Source organism: Pseudidiomarina terrestris, from assembly GCF_030466375.1.
Taxonomy (GTDB): Bacteria; Pseudomonadota; Gammaproteobacteria; order Enterobacterales; family Alteromonadaceae; genus Pseudidiomarina; species Pseudidiomarina terrestris.
Genome location: NZ_JAGGJE010000001.1, coordinates 135985 through 156253, shown reverse-complemented (window position 1 = coordinate 156253; position 20269 = coordinate 135985). Strand labels below are relative to the sequence as shown.

Annotated in this window: 19 protein-coding genes and 5 tRNA genes; 1 reads left to right on the top strand and 23 read right to left on the bottom strand. The window is 52.5% G+C overall.

The window, feature by feature from the left end:
- Position 1: 1 nt before the first annotated feature.
- The 20 genes from rplK to J6J28_RS00655 all read right to left on the bottom strand — a co-directional run bounded on the left by rplK (position 2) and on the right by J6J28_RS00655 (position 16198).
- On the bottom strand, positions 2-433 hold the full coding sequence (gene rplK, locus J6J28_RS00750; protein ID WP_126763538.1) for a 50S ribosomal protein L11: 432 nt from the start codon (positions 431-433) through the stop codon (positions 2-4).
- Positions 434-663: 230 nt separating this feature from the next.
- Complete coding sequence (gene nusG, locus J6J28_RS00745; RefSeq protein WP_301719345.1) at positions 664-1203, bottom strand: transcription termination/antitermination protein NusG; 540 nt, start codon at positions 1201-1203, stop codon at positions 664-666.
- Positions 1204-1206: 3 nt separating this feature from the next.
- The gene (secE, locus tag J6J28_RS00740; RefSeq protein ID WP_301719344.1) at positions 1207-1587 is read right to left on the bottom strand and encodes a preprotein translocase subunit SecE; all 381 of its coding nucleotides are present in this window, start codon (positions 1585-1587) and stop codon (positions 1207-1209) included.
- 159 nt (positions 1588-1746) lie between these two features.
- Positions 1747-1823, bottom strand: a tRNA-Trp gene (locus J6J28_RS00735).
- 160 nt (positions 1824-1983) lie between these two features.
- The gene (tuf, locus tag J6J28_RS00730) at positions 1984-3168 is read right to left on the bottom strand and encodes an elongation factor Tu (protein ID WP_301719343.1); all 1185 of its coding nucleotides are present in this window, start codon (positions 3166-3168) and stop codon (positions 1984-1986) included.
- Between the two features lie 105 nt (positions 3169-3273).
- A tRNA-Thr gene (locus J6J28_RS00725) sits at positions 3274-3349 on the bottom strand.
- 13 nt (positions 3350-3362) lie between these two features.
- Positions 3363-3437, bottom strand: a tRNA-Gly gene (locus J6J28_RS00720).
- 62 nt (positions 3438-3499) lie between these two features.
- A tRNA-Tyr gene (locus J6J28_RS00715) sits at positions 3500-3584 on the bottom strand.
- Positions 3585-3599: 15 nt separating this feature from the next.
- Positions 3600-3675, bottom strand: a tRNA-Thr gene (locus J6J28_RS00710).
- 89 nt (positions 3676-3764) lie between these two features.
- Positions 3765-5063, bottom strand: coding sequence for an adenylosuccinate synthase (locus tag J6J28_RS00705; RefSeq protein WP_301719342.1), 1299 nt, complete (start codon positions 5061-5063; stop codon positions 3765-3767).
- A 76-nt stretch (positions 5064-5139) separates the two neighbouring features.
- A complete protein-coding gene (locus tag J6J28_RS00700) occupies positions 5140-6306 on the bottom strand; it encodes an aminotransferase class V-fold PLP-dependent enzyme (protein WP_301719341.1) in 1167 nt (388 codons plus the stop codon).
- Positions 6307-6353: 47 nt separating this feature from the next.
- On the bottom strand, positions 6354-7238 hold the full coding sequence (gene hflC, locus J6J28_RS00695; protein WP_301719340.1) for a protease modulator HflC: 885 nt from the start codon (positions 7236-7238) through the stop codon (positions 6354-6356).
- 3 nt (positions 7239-7241) lie between these two features.
- Complete coding sequence (hflK, locus tag J6J28_RS00690; RefSeq protein ID WP_301719339.1) at positions 7242-8429, bottom strand: FtsH protease activity modulator HflK; 1188 nt, start codon at positions 8427-8429, stop codon at positions 7242-7244.
- Between the two features lie 54 nt (positions 8430-8483).
- Positions 8484-9779, bottom strand: a complete 1296-nt coding sequence (gene hflX / locus J6J28_RS00685; RefSeq protein ID WP_301719338.1) for a ribosome rescue GTPase HflX — start codon at positions 9777-9779, stop codon at positions 8484-8486.
- Positions 9780-9808: 29 nt separating this feature from the next.
- On the bottom strand, positions 9809-10063 hold the full coding sequence (gene hfq / locus J6J28_RS00680; RefSeq protein ID WP_034733993.1) for an RNA chaperone Hfq: 255 nt from the start codon (positions 10061-10063) through the stop codon (positions 9809-9811).
- A 160-nt stretch (positions 10064-10223) separates the two neighbouring features.
- A complete protein-coding gene (gene miaA, locus J6J28_RS00675) occupies positions 10224-11174 on the bottom strand; it encodes a tRNA (adenosine(37)-N6)-dimethylallyltransferase MiaA (protein ID WP_301719337.1) in 951 nt (316 codons plus the stop codon).
- On the bottom strand, positions 11171-12892 hold the full coding sequence (gene mutL / locus J6J28_RS00670) for a DNA mismatch repair endonuclease MutL (RefSeq protein WP_301719336.1): 1722 nt from the start codon (positions 12890-12892) through the stop codon (positions 11171-11173). Before mutL ends, miaA begins: the two co-directional genes overlap by 4 nt.
- An 8-nt stretch (positions 12893-12900) precedes the next feature.
- Positions 12901-14214: an N-acetylmuramoyl-L-alanine amidase gene (locus J6J28_RS00665; RefSeq protein WP_301719335.1), complete on the bottom strand. Its 1314-nt coding sequence runs from the start codon at positions 14212-14214 to the stop codon at positions 12901-12903.
- A complete protein-coding gene (gene tsaE, locus J6J28_RS00660) occupies positions 14214-14690 on the bottom strand; it encodes a tRNA (adenosine(37)-N6)-threonylcarbamoyltransferase complex ATPase subunit type 1 TsaE (RefSeq protein ID WP_301719334.1) in 477 nt (158 codons plus the stop codon). Before tsaE ends, J6J28_RS00665 begins: the two co-directional genes overlap by 1 nt.
- Positions 14687-16198 (bottom strand): NAD(P)H-hydrate dehydratase, encoded by a 1512-nt coding sequence (locus tag J6J28_RS00655; RefSeq protein ID WP_301719333.1) that lies wholly within the window; start codon positions 16196-16198, stop codon positions 14687-14689. Before J6J28_RS00655 ends, tsaE begins: the two co-directional genes overlap by 4 nt.
- Positions 16199-16261: 63 nt before the next feature.
- On the opposite strand from J6J28_RS00655, the gene queG reads away from it, so the two are divergent.
- Positions 16262-17377, top strand: a complete 1116-nt coding sequence (queG, locus tag J6J28_RS00650; RefSeq protein WP_301719332.1) for a tRNA epoxyqueuosine(34) reductase QueG — start codon at positions 16262-16264, stop codon at positions 17375-17377.
- On the opposite strand, the gene J6J28_RS00645 is transcribed toward queG, so the two are convergent.
- The 3 genes from J6J28_RS00645 to J6J28_RS00635 form a co-directional block, all read right to left on the bottom strand.
- Positions 17374-17931 (bottom strand): DUF1415 domain-containing protein, encoded by a 558-nt coding sequence (locus J6J28_RS00645; protein ID WP_301719331.1) that lies wholly within the window; start codon positions 17929-17931, stop codon positions 17374-17376. The genes queG and J6J28_RS00645 overlap by 4 nt on opposite strands.
- A 45-nt stretch (positions 17932-17976) precedes the next feature.
- Positions 17977-18891, bottom strand: a complete 915-nt coding sequence (locus J6J28_RS00640) for a M14 family metallopeptidase (RefSeq protein WP_301719330.1) — start codon at positions 18889-18891, stop codon at positions 17977-17979.
- A gap of 99 nt (positions 18892-18990) precedes the next feature.
- The gene (locus J6J28_RS00635) at positions 18991-20265 is read right to left on the bottom strand and encodes an MgtC/SapB family protein (protein ID WP_301719329.1); all 1275 of its coding nucleotides are present in this window, start codon (positions 20263-20265) and stop codon (positions 18991-18993) included.
- Between the last annotated feature and the right edge of the window lie 4 nt (positions 20266-20269).

Genomic DNA, 20269 nt, shown 5'->3' with positions numbered 1-20269 from the left:
CTTACAGACCCTCCACATTCAGGCCCATCGCGCGAGCAGAGCCGGCGATAGTACGTACTGCTGCATCAAGGTCAGCCGCTGTTAAGTCAGGCTCTTTAACCTTGGCAATCTCTTCTAACTGAGCACGGGTAACGGTACCCACTTTCTCTGTGTTAGGACGACCTGAACCACTTTTGATACCTGCCGCTTTCTTCAACAAGAAGGCTGCTGGAGGAGTCTTAGTGATAAACGTGAAAGAACGATCTTCGAACACTGTAATTTCAACTGGAACTGGCGCGCCTTTTTCAAGCTGGTCAGTTGCTGCGTTGAACGCTTTACAGAACTCCATGATGTTCACACCGTGTTGACCAAGTGCTGGACCAACAGGAGGTGACGGGTTAGCTGCACCAGCTGCTACTTGCAGCTTGATGATAGCACTTACTTTCTTAGCCATGTTCTATACCTCTTGGTTTGGGTCTAACGCCTTGTAAGTCTTCAATTTTTGCTGTCATTTTCAGACCTCAAAAACCAAGGGGTGACTTACTCAAACGGCTCCCCTACGGAAAAAAGGACGCGAATTATAGCTGTATTCGCACCCTATTGCAATACACCGAGCCACAATAGTGGTCGTTATTCGTACACTATTTTTTAGCATCAGCACAGTTGCCGATTTCGGCCTTACGCTTAAGCTTTCTCGACCTGAGCAAACTCAAGTTCAACTGGCGTCGCACGGCCAAAGATGGAGACCGATACTGTCAGGCGACTCTTTTCGTAGTCAACGCTTTCAACGGTACCGTTAAAGTCTGCAAATGGACCATCGTTAACGCGCACGACTTCACCTGGTTCAAATAAGGTCTTAGGACGTGGTTTATCAACAGACTCCTGCAGGCGGTTAAGAATCGCGTCTGCTTCTTTCTGTGTGATCGGGGTTGGGCGGTCTTGCTTACCACCGATGAAACCCAGTACCCGAGGAATGCTTTTCACTAAGTGCCAGCTTTCTTCGTCCATGGCCATTTCGACCAAAACGTAACCCGGGAAGAATTTGCGTTCGCTCTTGCGACGCTGTCCCGCTTTCATTTCGACGACTTCTTCGGTTGGCACAAGAACTTCACCGAACTTGTCTTCCATACCGTGCATCTTGATGTACTCGCGTAACGATTGGGCAACGCGAGCTTCATAACCTGAAAATGCCTGGACCACGTACCAGCGTTTCTTATCGCTCATTATTTAAAACTCCAGTCCGGTGAAAAAGCCAACTACGCGTACTAGAATGGCATCCATACCCCACAGAATCAATGATACGATCGCTGTTGCGATGACCACGATGATAGTGGTTTGAGTGGCTTCCTGACGGCTTGGCCATACCACGCGGCGCACTTCAGTGCGGCTTTCTTTCGCGAAAGAACGGAAGCGACGGCCCTTACCGGTCATCCCTGCGACAATACCAGCTACCGCAACAAGCACGACCACGGCGATGGCACGATAGAGTACAGATACGGTTTCACCGTAATAGTAGTTACCCACCACGGCTGCAGCCAAAAGCGCGATAGCGATGATCCACTTAATGCTATCGAAAGAACTGCTTTGCGTTTCGGAAGTTGCACTCATTATTCAATCCTGTTCATTAAAAAATCGTTTTCGTGACTCGTACGTTCGGCTCCGCCTCACTTTTCGTGCGTTCGCGATACTCGCTCTTCGTGTAAAACGAACAACAAAGTGCCGAGCAGCGAAGCGTTCGAGTAACGAGGAACGCCTTTGAATATTCTTTGGCAGGGGTGGAGGGATTCGAACCCCCAACCGTCGGTTTTGGAGACCGCTGTTCTACCAATTGGAACTACACCCCTAAAATTTCCCGCGATATTCGTCGGAAAATGGACGCTGTATTATACCGATCAAGTGACTTAAAACAAGAGCGTTCCTTGTTATTCGTGTGTTTCAGTTCACCCCATCAAAAAAGGGAGCCGAGGCTCCCTTTTTTCAATGCGTCAGTTGTACGCAGCGTAATTAGTCTAAGATTTTAGAAACTACGCCAGCACCTACTGTACGGCCACCTTCACGGATTGCGAAGCGTAAACCTTCGTCCATCGCGATGGGGTGAATCAGGTCAACAACAAACTTCAGGTTGTCGCCTGGCATTACCATTTCCACGCCTTCTGGCAACTGTACTGCACCAGTTACGTCAGTGGTACGGAAGTAGAACTGTGGACGGTAGCCTTTAAAGAATGGCGTGTGACGGCCACCTTCTTCTTTGTTCAATACGTATACTTCCGCTTCAAACTTGGTGTGCGGAGTGATTGAACCTGGCTTCGCCAATACCTGACCACGTTGGATCTCGTCACGCTTAGTACCACGCAACAAGGCACCGATGTTCTCACCTGCACGACCTTCGTCAAGCAGCTTACGGAACATCTCAACACCAGTTACGATAGTCTTCGTAGTGTCTTTGATACCTACGATTTCTACTTCGTCACCTGTGCGAACGATACCGCGCTCAACACGACCGGTAACTACAGTACCACGGCCTGAGATTGAGAATACGTCTTCGATTGGCATGATGAACGGCTTATCGATATCACGCTCTGGCTCTGGGATGTAGCTGTCCAGTGCTTCTGCCAGTTCGATGATTTTCGCTTCCCACTGCTCTTCGCCTTCCAACGCTTTCAGCGCTGAACCTTGAATCACTGGTAAGTCGTCACCTGGGAAGTCGTATTCAGAAAGAAGTTCACGAACTTCCATCTCAACCAGTTCCAACAGCTCTTCGTCGTCAACCATGTCACACTTGTTCATGAATACAACGATGAAAGGTACGCCTACCTGACGTGACAACAGGATGTGCTCACGAGTTTGTGGCATTGGGCCGTCAGTCGCAGCTACAACAAGAATCGCGCCGTCCATCTGCGCAGCACCGGTGATCATGTTTTTCACATAGTCAGCGTGTCCTGGGCAATCAACGTGAGCGTAGTGACGCGCTGGCGTGTCATACTCAACGTGTGAAGTTGAAATGGTGATACCACGCGCTTTCTCTTCTGGTGCGTTATCGATCATAGCGAAGTCTTTCGCTGCGCCACCGTAGGTTTTTGCCAATACAGTGGTGATCGCTGCAGTCAGAGTAGTTTTACCATGGTCAACGTGGCCGATTGTACCGACGTTCACATGCGGTTTCGAACGTTCAAATTTTTCTTTTGACATGACAGCCTCTCTTTGGACAACGTACGGTGGCTTACCACCAAAAATTTAGTCAAATAAGTAAATTTACGTAACCGAGGAATGGGCTGCAAGGACGGACCGAAAAGATGGTGCTGATAGGCGGATTCGAACCGCCGACCTCACCCTTACCAAGGGTGCGCTCTACCAACTGAGCTATATCAGCACGACAGATTATGTGGAGCGGGTAGTGGGAATCGAACCCACATCATCAGCTTGGAAGGCTGAGGTAATAGCCATTATACGATACCCGCATGCCTAGAATCGGGCCACCTCAAACCATTCTGGACTCACCGCATTCTAAAGAAATGCAAATTGGTGGAGGGGGCAGGATTCGAACCTGCGAAGGCTGAGCCGTCAGATTTACAGTCTGATCCCTTTGGCCACTCGGGAACCCCTCCGAACAAATTTTGAGTTGGTGCCGGCACCAAGAGTCGAACTCGGGACCTACTGATTACAAGTCAGTTGCTCTACCAACTGAGCTATGCCGGCACCCCGGTTAGGTGGAGCGCATTCTATTGTATCGATTTTGATGATGCAATAGGAAATGCCGATTTTTTTACTATTCCGCGACTGATTGGTTAATTTGCGAACGGATGGCGCAAAATAATCGTTTCAGCGCGGTCTGGACCTGTCGAAATAATGTCCACAGGAACACCAGTCAGTGCTTCAATACGCTTGATATAAGCAAGCGCTGCAGTCGGTAAATCTTTATGTTCTGTGATACCCACTGTGCTTTCTTCCCAACCTGGCATAGATTCGTATACAGGTTCAACCGTATCGTAATCTTCCGCAGCCATCGGTGGGTATTCGGTAATACTACCATCTGGTAATTTATAACCAATACAAATTTTCAATTCCTGCAAACCATCCAGTACATCCAGCTTGGTCAAACAAAAGCCACTGACCGAGTTGATTTGTACCGCACGGCGAGCGGCTACCGCATCAAACCAGCCCGTCCGGCGTTTGCGGCCGGTGGTTGCACCAAACTCGTGGCCTTTAACACCCAGGTGCTCTCCCACATCACAGTCCAGTTCTGTCGGGAACGGACCACTACCAACACGCGTGGTGTAAGCTTTCACAATGCCCAGTACATAATCGATATAACGCGGGCCAAAGCCTGCACCTGTCGATACGCCACCCGCAGTGGTGTTTGATGAGGTCACGTATGGATAAGTACCGTGATCGATATCCAGCAAGGTACCCTGAGCGCCTTCGAACATAATGTTCTCACCGGCTTTACGGGCATCGTCAAGCAATCCTGGGATATCCGCGACCATGCCCTGCAGCTGTTGAGCCACTTCTTTGCAATAGGCAAGAACTTCTTCCACGTCAACAGCGTCAACATGATAGTAATTGGTCAAGGTAAAGTTATGGAACTCGACCACTTCACGCAGTTTTTCTTCAAAACGGGTGAAATTGAATAAATCGCCAACTCGCAGCCCGCGGCGGGCCACTTTATCTTCGTACGCTGGACCAATGCCGCGGCCGGTGGTACCGATGGCTTTATTACCACGCGCTTTCTCGCGCGCCTGGTCCAAAGCAATATGGTAAGGCAGAATCAGCGGACAGGCTTCACTAATCAGAAGTCGCTCACGTACGGGAACGTTACGCTTTTCCAGCATCGCAATTTCTTCCATCAGAGCTTCTGGCGACAGCACGACGCCGTTACCAATCACACACTTCACGTTCTCACGCAAAATGGCCGATGGAATTAAATGCAGAACGGTCTTCTCACCGTTAATTACAAGAGTATGACCGGCATTGTGGCCCCCTTGATAACGAACTGCCAGAGAAGCCTTATTGGTAAGTAAATCAACTATCTTACCTTTACCTTCGTCACCCCATTGCGTGCCGAGAATTACGACGTTTTTACCCATGATACCTGTCACCAGCTTTACTGTTGAAAAAACAGGCGGCGATTTTAACAGGAATTCGCCCCCTTCGGTAGCCCGTTCAGCCGACAACGAACGCTTTTTTCAGTTGTTCGTAGTCACTCGCATCGTGATAGAGGGCAAAGCCAAATCGTAACCTGCGGCCGCGCACATCGGTCTCGATGCCGGCTTGCCTTAACACAGCAGCCAGCTCCGCGGCCTGGGCGGGCGTGTCGAGTTCAAAGGTCAGGAAGTGGCCGTGATGGTCCAACCGATCCGCTAACAAAGCCCCACGATTCAGTAACGGGTGCTCCAGCTCGTCGATAACCTTTAAGAAACGGGCTTGCAACTGCTGCACATAAGCGTGCACCTGCGCCACGTTAATCCCGTCGCGCTGCCACCAGTCCAGTACCGCCTGTAAGCGATACAAAGCGGTAAAATCCATGGTCGCACCGGCAAAGCGCAGGCCATCGCCAGCGTAACCTACCTCTCCCTGTTGCGGCTTTTCCAGGTTGGCAAAATCCGCAAACCAGCCGGTATACTCCGGGCGCAGCTCGCAGTTGCGAGGCACGGTCATAAAGCAACAGCCCTCGCCGGCTTGCAGGTACTTGTAGCTCCCCGCGAGGTAAAACACGCGATCAGCCACACTACGCAGGCTGGTGGGTAACGCACCACAGCCGTGGTAGCCGTCAACCATGACCAGCGTCGACTCACTCAGCATATGCAGCCAGTCTTTGATGGGCGGTGCCACCACACCTGAATTAAAAAACACCTGGCTGGTGAACACCAGCTCATAACAATCTTCTCTGACCGCTGCCTGCCAGCGCTCAGGGAAGCTATGATAAGGCTCGCAGGCAATGCGCACCACCTCAACGTTCGGGCGCTCCTGCAGCCGCCGCAGTTGCCGGGAAAAGCTATGGAATTCACCGTCGGTGGTCAGGATCCGTAAAGGTTGTTGCGGGTCGAAACAGGTCATCACCCGATACAAAAGCTCATGAGTATTTTGCGCAAACACAAACTGCTCAGGTGCCGGGTGATCTAACAAGCGCGCCAGATGCTGCTGCACCGCAGGAATGCGCTCACCAAAAATAATATCCCATTTATGGTCAGCACCTTTGGCACTATCCTCCCAATAATCAAGTTGTGCCTGACGGGTGACGTCGGGCCAGTAATGGTGACTGTGAGGCGAGCAGTGCAGAGTCTGAGGGTGCTGTTGCAGAAAGTACTGATAATGTTTTTTATAAGTCATAAGCTCACAAAATCGATAAAAAAGCCGGCGCGAGGCCGGCTTTTGAATTATTTCCCTGACATGTTTTTCAGGTATTTAAAGAACTCACTGTCTGGCTCGAGTACGAGCACATCGTTACCACCTTCAAAGCTCTTCTGGTAGGCTTGCAGGCTTCGAATGAAGGCAAAGAACTCCGCATCTTTCTGATAGGCTTCCGCGTATATGCCTGCGGCCTCTGCGTCACCTTCACCACGCAACTCGCGTGATTCACGGCTGGCATCAGCTAACATGACGGTGATTCGGGCATCAACATCAGCGCGAATGAATTCCGCCTGCTCACGACCTTCAGAACGGTGTTCCATCGCTACTGCCTGACGCTCTGCACGCATACGTTGGAAAATGGACTGGCTGACTTCCGTCGGCAGGTTAATCTGCATGACGCGAACGTCGATAACTTCAATTCCAAGTTCCTTGGCACTGTCCGCACCACGAATCAATGCTTCACGCATCAGATTATCGCGCTCACCAGAGACGATCTCTTTGATGGTGCGACTACCAAACTCAGCGCGCAGACCACTGTTCACCCGACGGGTCAACAAGTCTTCTGCCTGCGCCTGATTACCACCGTTGGTGGACAGGTAATAAGTTGCGAAGTCAGAAATACGCCACTTCACGTAGGTATCCACGATCAGATCTTTCTTCTCGCTGGTTACAAAACGATCCGGGTCGCCATCAAGAGTCTTGAACCGTGCATCAAGCCGCTTTACTTGCTCGATAAACGGAAGTTTGAAATGTAAACCTGGTTCATAAACCGTTGGCATACCGGTATCGGCATCACGCTGGACTTTACCAAACTGGATGACGATTGCGCGTTGCCCTTCATTCACCACAAAGAGTGAAGAGAAACCTAACAACGCGGCGATAATCACGAGTATTGCTATTAAATTTTTCATGGTTTAGCCCCGACCTCCGTCGTAACGATCACTGGTACGACCCGTTGGATTTGTTGTCGTGCTCCGATTGTTGCTTTGCGCACTGTCCGGGTTGCTTGAGCTTTGCCCCTGGTCACCAATGCTATCCATGCCACTTGAGCTGATTGAGCGACGTTGTCTTTCCAGGATCTTCTCCAGCGGCAGGTACATCATGTTGTTGCTACCTTCCACATCGATCATCACCTTAGCGGTCTCAGAATAGATCTTCTCGATAGTTTCCAGGTAGAGACGCTCACGTGTCACCTGTGGCGCGGCTTGGTACTGTGGCAGCAAGGCATTAAAACGAGCCACCTCACCCTGAGCTTTCAGGATTTGTTGCTCACGATAAGCCTGTGCTTCTTGCAGGATACGCCGTACCCGACCACGTGCTGTCGGCTCACGCTCACGCGCATAAGCTTCGGCTTCACGAATAAAGCGTTGCTCATCCTCTTGTGCTGCAATGGCATCATCAAAAGCATCTTTTACGGCCTCAGGAGGACGCGCAGGAAGCAAGTTGATGTCAACGATTTGAATACCTAACTGGTAAGGCGCGGTAATGTTCTCGAGCAACTCTAAAGTGTTCGCACGAACATTCTCACGACCCACGGTTAAAACTTCATCCATCGTGGTGTGACCTACCACATAGCGCAAGGCGCTATCCGTGGCCTGGGCCAGACTGCTGTCCGCATTTTCTACCGCAAACAAATAGTCACGTGGGTTAATCACCCGGTACTGAACGTCAAGCTCAACGTGGACTACGTTTTCGTCCTGAGTCAGCATAAAGCCTTCTGACTGGAACTGACGTACGTTGCTGACATCGACTGTTTCAACAGTATCAACAAAGATCGGACGCCAATGCAGACCTGACTCAACTAAGTTATGAAAGTTACCAAACCGCAGGACTACGCCGCGCTCTGCTTCTTTCACTGTATAAAAACCGGCGATAAACCAAACCACAACGAGCAGTACCGCGATGATACCAAAGCCTTTACCTGAAAAGCCGCCACCGCTGGACTTGCCGCCACCTTTTTTACCTGAGCCGCCGAAGCCCAGCTTGGCTAATAAATTTTTGACCGCTTCATCAAGGTCAGGAGGACCTTGGTCGCGACCACCTTGATTTTTCCATGGATCACGGTCGTTGTTATTACCGTTTCCCGGTTGATTCCAGGCCATTGATTACTCCAGATTTGGATCGAATTTAAGGTTTAATTACGTTTTCGTTGCTATCTATTCTACAAAGCCTTGCAGACTAGCGCCATACTCATCGGCAACTTGTTTACACAGCCGCCGCCAATCGACCGCTGACATCCGTATTTTCAGGGCCATTGCGCCATCATCGCAAGCTTGCTCTTCAGTGACACTGTGCAAAGCATACAAACGCCCGCGCAACTTACCCATAGACGGCGGAATGCGCAATGAAAGATTGACCATTTCCGGTCGTAAGCGTTGCACCAATGCTTGTTCAAGTAACTCAATTCCCACGCCGGTTTGTGCTGACAGCCAGACTCGAATTGGACGACCATTGTCGTCGTAATCGATGCGGGCATCGGCCTCAGCAAGCTGGTCGATCTTATTACAAACCAATAGCTGAGGAACTTCATCGGCGCCAATTTCCTCCAGCACCGCGGTCACCTGTTCGACATTCTCCTGTTGCCGCTCGTCACTGATATCAATGACATGCAGCAGCAAGTCAGCATCCTGAGTTTCCTGCAGTGTCGCTTTAAACGCTGCCACTAACTCATGGGGAAGATGCCGAATAAAGCCTACTGTGTCGGCCAGAATAACGGTACCAACATCTTCCAGTTCCAGTTTTCGCAAGGTCGGATCCAAGGTTGCAAACAGCTGATCCGCTGCGTAGACCTTACTCTCTGTTATCCGGTTAAACAACGTCGACTTGCCCGCGTTGGTGTAGCCGACCAGAGATACCGTTGGCACTTCCGCGCGTTGCCGCGCCCGGCGGCCCTGTTCACGCTGCTTCTGGACTTTTTCCAGGCGGCCGAGAATATTTTTAATGCGGCCGCGGATCAACCGGCGGTCGGTTTCCAGCTGGGTTTCACCCGGACCGCGCAGACCGATACCACCTTTTTGTCGTTCAAGGTGGGTCCAGCCGCGAACCAGTCGCGTCGAAATGTGCCGCAGTTGGGCTAACTCAACCTGTAATTTACCTTCGTGGGTTCGCGCGCGCTGCGCAAAGATATCCAGAATCAGTCCGGTACGGTCTAGTACCCGGCACTGACACAGTTTTTCCAGGTTACGCTCTTGCGTGGGGCTTAAACTGTGATTGAAGATGACGATATTGGCATTGTGCAGCTTCACCGCTTCCGCGACTTCCTCTGCTTTACCACTACCGACAAAATATCTGGAGCTGGGTGTCGAACGCGATGCAGTCATGACAGCAAGGGTCTCTACCCCTGCCGAAGACACCAGTAATTTAAGTTCAGAGAGGTCTTCCCGATCCGTCTCAATGGGAAAATCGACGTGCACCAGGATAGCCTGTTCACCACTTTCAAATCTATCAAACAAGCTACCACTGCTCCTTCAAGAATCGTTTATTAATCAATTGCCTCTTCACTACCCGCTTCTTGTTGCGGGAGGTAGTTCTGTGGGATGCGAGCTGGAACCACAGTTGAAATTGCATGCTTATACACCATCTGACTTACGGTATTTTTCAGCAGAATCACAAATTGGTCGAAAGATTCAATTTGCCCCTGCAACTTAATGCCATTCACCAGATAGATAGAAACCGGTACGCGCTCCCGACGCAAAGCGTTCAAAAATGGGTCTTGTAATGTTTGCCCTTTAGCCATTAGTTGCATCCTTTTTCTTTTTATTGTTTTGAATCCGGCAGTTTCCTTGCGACCTACTGTGCCAGTCCGCTCAACTATAATCTAACATGCTTTGTCTTACTGCAAGGTTAGACACCCTATTTGTACTCACTCTTTAACTATAAGGCCAATTTGACTTCTTTCAAGGTTTGAACCGAGTAAAGTTTTCAGGCTCTTGCTGGCAATAGCTGACAACCTTCTCAGGCAAGTCCCCGGCCAGGCTGTCAAACCATTTTACGCCTGGCCATTTCCGCAACCAGGTCAACTGCCGTTTGGCCAGCTGCCGGGTCGCGAAAATACCCTTATCGATCATGGTCGCCTCATCGTACTCGCCATCCAGGTATTGCCAGACCTGTCGGTAGCCGACACAGCGCAGTGCTGGCAAGTCGAGATGCAAGTCATGACGTTGCCGTAGCTGCTTGACCTCATCAACGAAGCCTTCTTGTAACATCTGTCTGAATCTCATCTCGATACGTTCATGCAGAACTTTTCGATCGTCCGGCGCCACAGCAATTTGCAGAACTGGATAAGGCAACGCTCCGGTACGGGTCTGGCTCAAGGCTGTCAGGGATTTACCGGATAACCGGTAAACTTCGAGTGCACGAATCAGGCGTTGTGGATCATTCGGATGAATCCGTGCCGCGCTGATGGGGTCGACCTGCCTGAGCTCTTCGTGCAGGCTCTGACTGCCCTCTTGCGCCAGCCTTTCTGTTAATTCCGCACGCACGTCAGGATCCGCCTCAGGTAATTCGGACATACCTTCTAACAGCGTTTTGAAATACATCATAGTTCCACCCACCAGCAAGGGGGTGCGTCCGGCCGCGATAATGGCTTCAATCTCGCGCCGTGCGTCAAGGGCAAACTGTGCTGCCGAATAGCGCTCCGCTGGATCACAGATATCAATAAGTCGATGCGGGGCCTGCGCCAGCTCTGCCGCCGTCGGCTTGGCAGTACCTATATCCATACCACGGTAAATCAATGCTGAGTCGACCGAGACAATGTCGGCATCTAAACGCTGGCTTAACTCAATAGCTAGCCCAGTTTTACCTGCAGCCGTTGGTCCGTACAAACAAATTACAAAAGGCTCACTCATCGCAGTCGCTCCGGCAATGCAGGCAGTTGGACGTTAACACAATACGACGGATCAGCATGCAAATGCTCCTGCCAGATACCGAGCCAGTGCTCACCCTGGACCTTGTTATAACGGGTGGTCAGTTGCTGTTGCGCCAACCAACACCAAAACGATTGCGGCAATTCAGCATGGTCAACCAGAGTCTGACTAAGTTTGGCTAAACTCGCCGTAATATCTGTATGCCGCAAAGCTGCTGGCACTTGCTTCACCACCACCGCGCGGCCTTCGGTGCGCACCATCACGCCCAGCCGCGCCAGGCGCTCTTCATCAAGTTCACGTATCCGCGCGAGGCAGTCCTGCTCGGTCAGCTTCACTGGTATCAACAGCGGCTGTCCGGCCAATCCAGTTTGGTACTGCCGCTGTAACTGCTGCATGACATAAGCCTGCTCGACCGCTTGCAAGTGCAGCAACCTGAACTCGTCATCTTGAATAAACAAGGCCATGCGTTCATCGACGATACTGAGCACTATAGCTGACTCAACGCCTGCAGTCTGGATCGCCGCAGTTGCCGGCACCGATGGTCTGGGCGCTGACGCTGTCGGGACCGCCGGTGCGCCCGGCTGCTGGCCCATTACGCCTGGCAGTGGCAGACGATTGCGTGGTTGCAGTTCTGCAACTTGTTGCTGCAAACTCTCGTTCGCCGCCTGATAGCTATGCGACGGCATCTCGCGAGCTGTTGCCTCAGCGCCGGCCTGCAAGGCCTCGCGGACACTCTGCAGAATAAAGTCATGGACTTCACGGGCCTGTTGGAAGCGCACCTCGTGTTTGGCGGGATGCACATTCACATCCACTTCTGTCGGTGGCAGCTCAAGGTAGAGCACATAGGTTGGCACACGCTCATCGTCCAGCCGATCGCCAAAAGCCTGGCGTATGGCATGGTTGAGCATGCGGTCGCGCATCATCCGGCCATTCACATAGAAATATTGACCGTCAGCTTGATGGCGACAGGCGTGCGGCGGTGCTACCCAGCCCCATAATTTCAATCCCATCGCTTCCACGGTCAGCGCAACCGCATGATCAGTAAAAGCAGTTCCCATAACTCGTGCCACGCGATCAATACGTTGTGCGGGGCTGACCGCCGGATAATTACGTACGCTTTTCTGATTGTGATTCAGCGTCAAGCGCACATCGAACCGGCTCAACGCGATACGCTTAAGGAGTTCGTCGATGTGATTAAATTCGGTCTTGTCGGTACGCAGAAACTTACGCCGCGCAGGCGTATTGAAAAACAAATCTTCTACATCCACGGTGGTGCCGTCGGGGTGGCTGGCCGGTGCCAACTCGGCCTGCATGTCCCGGCCTTCAACCCAAGCCCGCCAGGCCTGTTGCTGCGCGGCAGGTTTTGACGTCAGAGTTAAACGCGAGACCGAACTGATACTTGCCAGAGCTTCGCCGCGAAAGCCTAAGCTCTGGATGGCTTCCAGATCGTGCAAAGATGCTATTTTACTGGTCGCGTGCCGCGCCAGGGCCAGCGGCAGCTCGTCTTTGCTGACGCCCGCACCGTCGTCGCGGATACGAATACGCCGCCGACCACCTTTTTCGATATCGACCACCAATTGCAACGCGCCAGCATCAAGGCTGTTCTCGACCAGCTCCTTCACCACCGATGAGGGTCGCTCAATGACTTCACCGGCAGCGATCTGGTTTGCCAGACTAATAGGTAACAGGCGGATGGGCATGAGAATGGTTATTCCGGACTTGGGATTTCTAGAACCTGGCCAATGCGGATGACAGAGCTGTCCAGGTTATTGTGCGATTTTATCGCTCTCACCGATGTGTTGTAGCGCTGCGCCAGAATAGATAACGACTCGCCGGAGCGCACCACATGGCGACTGGCACGATTTTTCGCAAACAGCGTACCGTCCGGTGGGCGCCGCATGAAATAACCACGTACGCCTTGATAAATGGCTCGCGCTAACTTTTGTTGATGTTGATTACTCGCTAACAACTGTTCTTCTGTCGGGTTTGAAATGAATCCCGTCTCTACCAACATGGACGGCATGGCGGTGGACGTTAATACCGCCAGACTGGCGTGCTGCGGATCTTTTTTATGCATTTTGGTAATGCGCCCTAATTCACTCAGCACCTGTGTTGCCGCTTCATAACCACTAAGCATGGCATGGTCCATTTTCATTGAAACCAGAGTTTCGTTGAGAAATTCCTGTTCGTTGGCAGCAGGTTCTACTCCGGCGAGAACATCCGACAAGCGTTCTTTGTTTTCCAGCAAGCGACCCATTTCGCTGGTTGCGCGGCGATTGGACAGGATCCAGATTGAGGCGCCACGAGGTTGCGGTGTCACAAAGGCATCGGCGTGAATAGAAACAAACAGATCGGCATTGATACGTTCAGCTTTGCGCGGTCGCTCATTCAAATCAACATAGTAATCATCGGAGCGGATCAGGTACGCCTGCATGCCCGGATCAGAGTTAATCATGCTCGCCAGGGCACGCGCAATTTTCAGCACCACGTCTTTTTCATAAGTTCCACGCGGCCCAATCGAACCAGGATCCTCGCCACCATGTCCAGCGTCAATCGCCACCGTGACTTTGCGCTCCTGCAGATCTTCCGCACTTAGAGCTGCGCTATCGCGCTTTAACGATTGGCCCGGAAGATCAATCACCAGCCGATGTCCATACCCGCCCTGCGGCCCCAGTGACTGAATCACCGGCTCAATCAGCTTATTTAATTCGATGACCAGCCGAGTACTGTTGGCATTCTGCGGGGTACTGGTGCGGATCGTCTTGACCAGCAGTGAGTTCGACTCGAAGCGGTCGAGGTTAAACTTAAGATCCGTTTGGGTGAAATCCACAACCAGCCGGTAAGGGTGAGACTGATTGAGTTGGAAGTAGCTGTACGCTGGCTCTTCACCCATGTCAAAGACCACACGCGTGCGCTCGGGGGACGGCCACATGCGAATGTTGTCAATTGTGTTTTTTGCTGTCACAGGTACAGCAAAACCCACTAACATCAGTGAAAACAGGACAGCGATTAAGCGTTGCATCAGAGTTTATCGAGGAGTTCCCGACCTCTTGTTGTTAGCGCACCAAACGTCAACGACCGCGACGTATCCGCGTACTCGATGACAATAGTCATATCCGGCTCTGGTAGCACCCCTGCTCCACGCTGGGGCCACTCCGCCAAAATTATTGTATTAGTGTCAAGGTAATCACGAATGCCCATAAATTCAAGTTCTTCAGGGTCGGCCAGTCGATATAAGTCAAAGTGATGAATCTGCCAAGGGTCCAGTTCATAGCTTTCCACTAACGTGTAGGTCGGGCTTTTGACGTTGCCCTGATGCCCCAAGACCTGGATAAAGCCTCGACTAAAGGTCGTTTTACCGGCCCCAAGCTCACCGAACAAATAGAAGGTAAGTGCCTGTTCCGGGGTCGTTGCACTCTCACTTACCACATTCGCAAGTCGCCGGGCCAGTGCCAGCATCTCCGCTTCATCAGCGAGGAAAAAGTTTTTTTCAATCATGGATTCACTAACTTCCGCAAAGGCTCCATTAAATCGCTCGGTAGTGTACCACGTTCCCCCGCAATTGCAGCCTGTTCACCGGCCCGTCCATGCAACCAGGCGGCACAGGGTAAAATGGCTTCTGCAGCGAGCCCCTGTGCAATCAGACTGCCGGCGATGCCACTTAAAACATCACCGGAACCACCCACTGCCAGTGCCGGGGAGCCGCGAGTACAGATTCGTATCGTTTCGGACTCGGGCCCGACAATAAGAGTTCCAGCGCCTTTAAGTAGCGCAAAGGCATTCAGCTCTTGTGCCAGACGTCTGACGGCTTGCCAGCGGTCTTGTTCAATGGCATCGCTGGTCGTGTCCAATAGCCGCGCGGCTTCGCCCGGATGGGGAGTGATCCACAAGGGCGCGGAGCGGTTTGCCCATGCGCGGTGTTGCGCGACCACATTGAGACCATCGGCATCCAGAAGCACAGGCACCTCGGTACCTAAAACCCACTGACAAAGTCGCGCGCCCCAGTCCTGCTGATCAAGCCCAGGGCCAAGAACAACTGCATCGGCACGCTCGAGAAATTTCACAACATCGGTTTTCGAAGCTGCCTCGGTACTTGAAACCATGAGCTCCGGTTGGGCCGAGGCGATCAATGCATGACTCTCAGGGTGAGTGAGTACTGAAACTTTGCCGGCACCTGCTCGCAACGCCGCGCGCCCGGCCAGAACCACAGCTCCGGACATGCCCGGCGCACCACCAACAATGACCACATGGCCGTGGCGCCCTTTGTGGCTAGTACGACTGCGAGGGGGTAAATGACGTGCGACATCATCCTGCTCTACTAAGGTTGCAAAGGGCTGCTCTAAATGCTGAAAGGCTGCGGCAATTCCCAGTTCAGCGAGTTCCAGGCGGCCGACATAATGGGCCGCCTGAGCAGTCAGCAGTCCCGGTTTCAGCGCCACCATGGTCACCGTGTAATCGGCTTCCACCGCTACCGGAATCGCCACGCCCCGGTCACTTTGCAAGCCGGTTGGGCAATCGATACTGAGGACCCAAAGTTTATGAAAGTTTTTCGCGTCGTTTAAGGTCTCGACCGCTCGACAGTAGGATGCGTCCAGATCCCGGCTCAGCCCTGTCCCCAGCATGGCGTCGACAATGACATCGTATTCAGCGATGTGGGTTCGATCCAACTTCTCTAGTGGCTCCACCGTCCCCTGCTCATCTTCCCAGGCTGCAGCGGCCTGTTTAGCGAGATCGCTTTTAGGCTGAGCCGCCACTACCTGCACGCGATAGCCGTGGGTTCGTGCCAATCGCGCCAGCACCCAACCATCACCACCATTGTTGCCAGGACCACATAAAATCATCACCCGTGCCGGAGCTGGATACTGTCGCTCCAGCGCGGCGAGGCAGCTCTTCGCGGCCCGTTGCATTAACTGCTCGGCAGAGACCGAAAGTGACTCAGCGGCTTCAAGTTCGCGTTCCCGAACCTGCTCCGTACGATAAACTAGTTGCTGTACACTTACCGGCATCAATGCATCTCCATGGGATTTTTGTTATTTTAACCACTTGCACCTAAGCATAAGACGAATTTTATGGATTTCCACCAACTTGCTGCAGATATTAAACAATGGGGTCAAGAACTTGGCTTCCAAAAGGTTGGCATTACCGATCTGGACCTGAGTGCAGAACGTGAAGCACTGCAGCGTTGGTTAGCAGACGGTATGCATGGCGAGATGGATTACATGGAGCGCCACGCTGATTTACGTACCCGGCCGGACCAACTTCACCAAGGCAGTGTGCGGGCGATCTCAGTGCGCATGAATTACCTGCCCGCCGAAGCTGGCTTTGCAAAGACGCTGAAGAATCCCAAACTAGGTTATATCAGTCGCTACGCTTTAGGTCGTGACTACCACAAGTTAATGCGCAAACGCCTCAAACAATTGGGCGAAAAAATTAAAGCGGCTTGTGCCGAGCTTGATTACCGGCCTTTCGTTGACTCAGCGCCCATTATGGAACGTCCACTGGCGGTGAAGGCTGGGTTAGGCTGGACCGGGAAACACACGCTCGTGCTTGACGAACAGGGCGGCTCCTGGTTTTTCTTAGGGGAGTTACTGATTAACTTGCCGCTGCCGGTGGACGAGCCCGTGGAAGAAAAATGTGGCAGCTGTAAAGCCTGCATTACCATTTGCCCGACGCAAGCGATCGTAGAACCTTACAAACTGGATGCGCGCCGCTGCATTTCTTATTTGACGATCGAACTCAAATCAGCGATCCCTGAGGAATTCCGCCCCTTAATTGGCAACCGCATCTACGGCTGTGACGACTGCCAGTTGGTCTGCCCCTGGAATCGTTATTCGCAAATCACTGACGAGGGTGATTTCGCACCGCGCAAAGATTTGCACGCTCCTGAACTACTCACCTTATGGAGCTGGGACGAAGCCACCTTCTTAAAAACTACCGAAGGCTCGCCGATACGCCGCATCGGGTTTGCTTCCTGGCAGCGAAATTTAGCCGTAGCCTTAGGCAACGCGCCGCACGATCCCGCCATTATTGCGGCTTTGGAAGCACAGCGCGGGGCGGTGAATGCTATGGTGGATGAACACATTGACTGGGCGTTACAGCGGCAGCGCAACAAAAGTGCTACCGCCAGCAAACAGGTGTTACGACTGACCCGGGCAGTCGAGAAAGGCTTGCCCCGCGATGCTTAAGCCTCGTTATTCGCGCGGCTCTTGCAGGCACTGAGCACGGCTTCGAAAAAACCAACGCCACGACGTTCGGCTTCAGCGCAGTTATTTTCCGGAATCAGATCAGGGTTTGGATAACGCTTTAGTACCCGCTCCAGGCTTGCTTCGCGGAGTAAATGCAGCACCGGATAAGGTGCCCGATTAGTGTAGTTCGCAGCTGCATCAGGGGCACTGCCAGCAAACTGGTAGCGGGGATGAAAACTGGCAACCTGTAAGATCCCTTCAAGATCAGCTTCGCGCAGATAAACATCGGCATAATCTAACAGTTCAAGATAATCATGAAAGTCGTCAAAGCCGTCGCTCAAGACCAGTAAGGTCGTCTCTTTCTGATCGTTTGCGAGCAGCTGGCTGGCGGCATCCGCAAAGGCCTGCAATGCCGCGCCCAGCTCAGTAGCCGCGCAGTCCTGATAAACAATGGTCTGACGCTCAACTTCCCGGTGCGCAAACGGGCAAAAATTTAGCCCGACAACCACTCGCTCAACCCATTCGCGCACCGCATCACACGCAGGTGTCAACACTCTCGCTGGAGCGTGACCCGATTTACCTGCAGAGAAGTTAACCACTTAGCACTTGCCTGCTGCATGCTCAAGCGCACCGCGCACTGCCGCTACCTGAGCATCAACACATTCAACCGGATTGGTATTTGCACTATCCGGATAAACTTCAGTAGTGGTCACAAACCGCGCGTTGGTCATGCCCATGCACAGCCCCAGCTCTTTAGCGTCGTATTCAATGACACCTTCCTGCACCATAGGAGCACCAATCAGGCAACCACTTTCGTCAGGCGGCGCAATATGCGTTACTGGTTTTATCGTTTCGATAATAGCGCGCTGGAACTCTGGCTCCTCGCGTGAGCTATCCGCCACCAGATAAAAGCCGTCAGGTATATTCCAGTTGTCGTTGGTCGTGCCATTGCGCGCGGCCAGAGCCGGACGAAATTCGGAATTATCCGTATCCGTGGTCTCATGTAAATCGACATGAACACTTGGTGCTATTTCATGCACTTCCAGATACTGCATGAGCAGCGCTGCTTCCTGAGCCGGGCTGTCGGTAACGAAAGAGCGATTCGGGTCCACCGCAGCTGGATTCCAGCGGTTTATCGTCTCGTAACCCCAGGGACTCACACAGGGCGCCACCAAAATATTGAAACGTGCTAGGTGGTTCACCGCTTCCGTTTCCAGAAAGTATAAGGCGCCATGCACACCGCTGGTCTCATAGCCATGCACACCGCCCGTAACCAGCACTGTGGGGCGGTCAACGCGCCAGTTTTGACTGCGCACAACGTATAACGGAAAGCTGCGGCCGTCATAGTTCAGCTCACCATAAGTCTCAACGTCGAACTGCTCCCGCAAGTGATCGATACGACGAATGACATTGTCCTTGTAATCGCGCTGCTTACTCTGTTGCTCGAACCATGCTTGTTTCTCTTCGTCGCCCCAAGGCTTACCCGGAGTTCCAATAGGATACTGCTGCGTCATAGGTGACCACTCCCTGAACGTTGCTGACAAATAACTACTTTCATTAAGTTGCTTTAGTTTAGGCGATTTTAGCTTAAGCCTCCAGCCACCCGAGCTCCGCTAACCCAATATGAGGAGGGTCAGCCAGCCGGCAAGTACTGCCAGCACACTCACACAGACTGTGATAAGCCACATTGAGCGATGGCCCAGCATTACGACTAAGGCAGCTTTGACCAGCGTATTGACACTGGCGGCAATGATAATGGCGCGGGCGGCAACGTCCAGCTCCAGGCTGTAATTCCCGCTCGCGCCTGCCATTTTTGCCATCGATAAGGTGATTGCATCGACGTCTGTCAGGCCGGACACGGCCGCCACAGCGTACACACCGGAGGCATCAAAATACTGATGAGCATAGTGGGCAAGCAGCAACACGATGACCAACAGGCCTGCAAACTTAACTGCGGTGATGATATCAAAGGGATTCTTCAGCTTAACCCTGGGATGATGACCATTTCTGCCGCGACGCCAAAGCAGCCAGAGCACACCGATCAGGGGCACCAGGGTCATGCTGAGTAAAGGCGCCGCAACTCTGGGTAAGAGTTCGCGATTGACGATAGCGACCTCGATCAACATTCGCGGAAACATGGTGCCTGCCGCCAGCAAAATGACCGCAACCAGAAAGCCATGGGAACGGCTTTGCTGGCGTCCTAAATGCGCCATACTCAACGTCACCGCGGTCGATGAAGCTATGCCGCCAAATAATCCGGTGACCAGTAATCCGCGCGCCTGCCCCAATAGTTTTACCGAAAAATAGCCCACGAAGGAGATGCCGGTAATCAATACCACCATCCAACCCACCAGGTAGGGATTGATGACGTCGCCGGGACCATAGCCGGTATTGGGCAACAACGGCAATACCACGACGCTAATCACCAGCATTTGCAATATTGCCAGTAGCTCACGCTGCTGTAATGCCTCAACCCAGCCATGCAACACGGGCTTCAGGCCAAGCAGTAATGCCACCACTATCGCGACGGGCACCGCTATTTCGACCTGGCCAACAAGGCACATAGCGCCTAAGCAGAAGGTCAATAGGAGCGTGGTCGGAGTGGTAATGCCGACGTCATGGTCGCGACGCACTTCAAGTAGGTGCGCGATGATGACAAGCAGAGAAAAACAGCCGAAACTGATCAGCCAGATAAGATAAGCTGGCGGCGCTGCCAGATGTTGGCTTAATAAGGTGACAACCCCACCAAACAAGCTAGCAACGGCAAAGGTGCGTAAGCCAGCGAAACGCTGGCCTTCGGCGCGACCGCGCTGACTCCAGCCGCGCTCGAGCCCGATAATCAAGCCGACAGCAAGCGCGTAAGCCAGTTCCAGCAGCGCGAGTTCCACTGGT

Bases quoted from the DNA above. Each gene is read 5' to 3' on its own strand.
- hflC (WP_301719340.1), bottom strand. From the start codon at position 7,238: ATGAAAAATTTAATAGCAATACTCGTGATTATCGCCGCGTTGTTAGGT.
- tuf (WP_301719343.1), bottom strand. From the start codon at position 3,168: ATGTCAAAAGAAAAATTTGAACGTTCGAAACCGCATGTGAACGTCGGT.
- nusG (WP_301719345.1), bottom strand. From the start codon at position 1,203: ATGAGCGATAAGAAACGCTGGTACGTGGTCCAGGCATTTTCAGGTTAT.
- J6J28_RS00655 (WP_301719333.1), bottom strand. From the start codon at position 16,198: ATGCCGGTAAGTGTACAGCAACTAGTTTATCGTACGGAGCAGGTTCGG.
- rplK (WP_126763538.1), bottom strand. From the start codon at position 433: ATGGCTAAGAAAGTAAGTGCTATCATCAAGCTGCAAGTAGCAGCTGGT.
- secE (WP_301719344.1), bottom strand. From the start codon at position 1,587: ATGAGTGCAACTTCCGAAACGCAAAGCAGTTCTTTCGATAGCATTAAG.
- miaA (WP_301719337.1), bottom strand. From the start codon at position 11,174: ATGAGTGAGCCTTTTGTAATTTGTTTGTACGGACCAACGGCTGCAGGT.
- hflK (WP_301719339.1), bottom strand. From the start codon at position 8,429: ATGGCCTGGAATCAACCGGGAAACGGTAATAACAACGACCGTGATCCA.
- hfq (WP_034733993.1), bottom strand. From the start codon at position 10,063: ATGGCTAAAGGGCAAACATTACAAGACCCATTTTTGAACGCTTTGCGT.
- tsaE (WP_301719334.1), bottom strand. From the start codon at position 14,690: ATGATTGAAAAAAACTTTTTCCTCGCTGATGAAGCGGAGATGCTGGCA.
- mutL (WP_301719336.1), bottom strand. From the start codon at position 12,892: ATGCCCATCCGCCTGTTACCTATTAGTCTGGCAAACCAGATCGCTGCC.
- J6J28_RS00640 (WP_301719330.1), bottom strand. From the start codon at position 18,891: ATGACGCAGCAGTATCCTATTGGAACTCCGGGTAAGCCTTGGGGCGAC.
- J6J28_RS00665 (WP_301719335.1), bottom strand. From the start codon at position 14,214: ATGCAACGCTTAATCGCTGTCCTGTTTTCACTGATGTTAGTGGGTTTT.
- J6J28_RS00705 (WP_301719342.1), bottom strand. From the start codon at position 5,063: ATGGGTAAAAACGTCGTAATTCTCGGCACGCAATGGGGTGACGAAGGT.
- J6J28_RS00700 (WP_301719341.1), bottom strand. From the start codon at position 6,306: ATGACTTATAAAAAACATTATCAGTACTTTCTGCAACAGCACCCTCAG.
- queG (WP_301719332.1), top strand. From the start codon at position 16,262: ATGGATTTCCACCAACTTGCTGCAGATATTAAACAATGGGGTCAAGAA.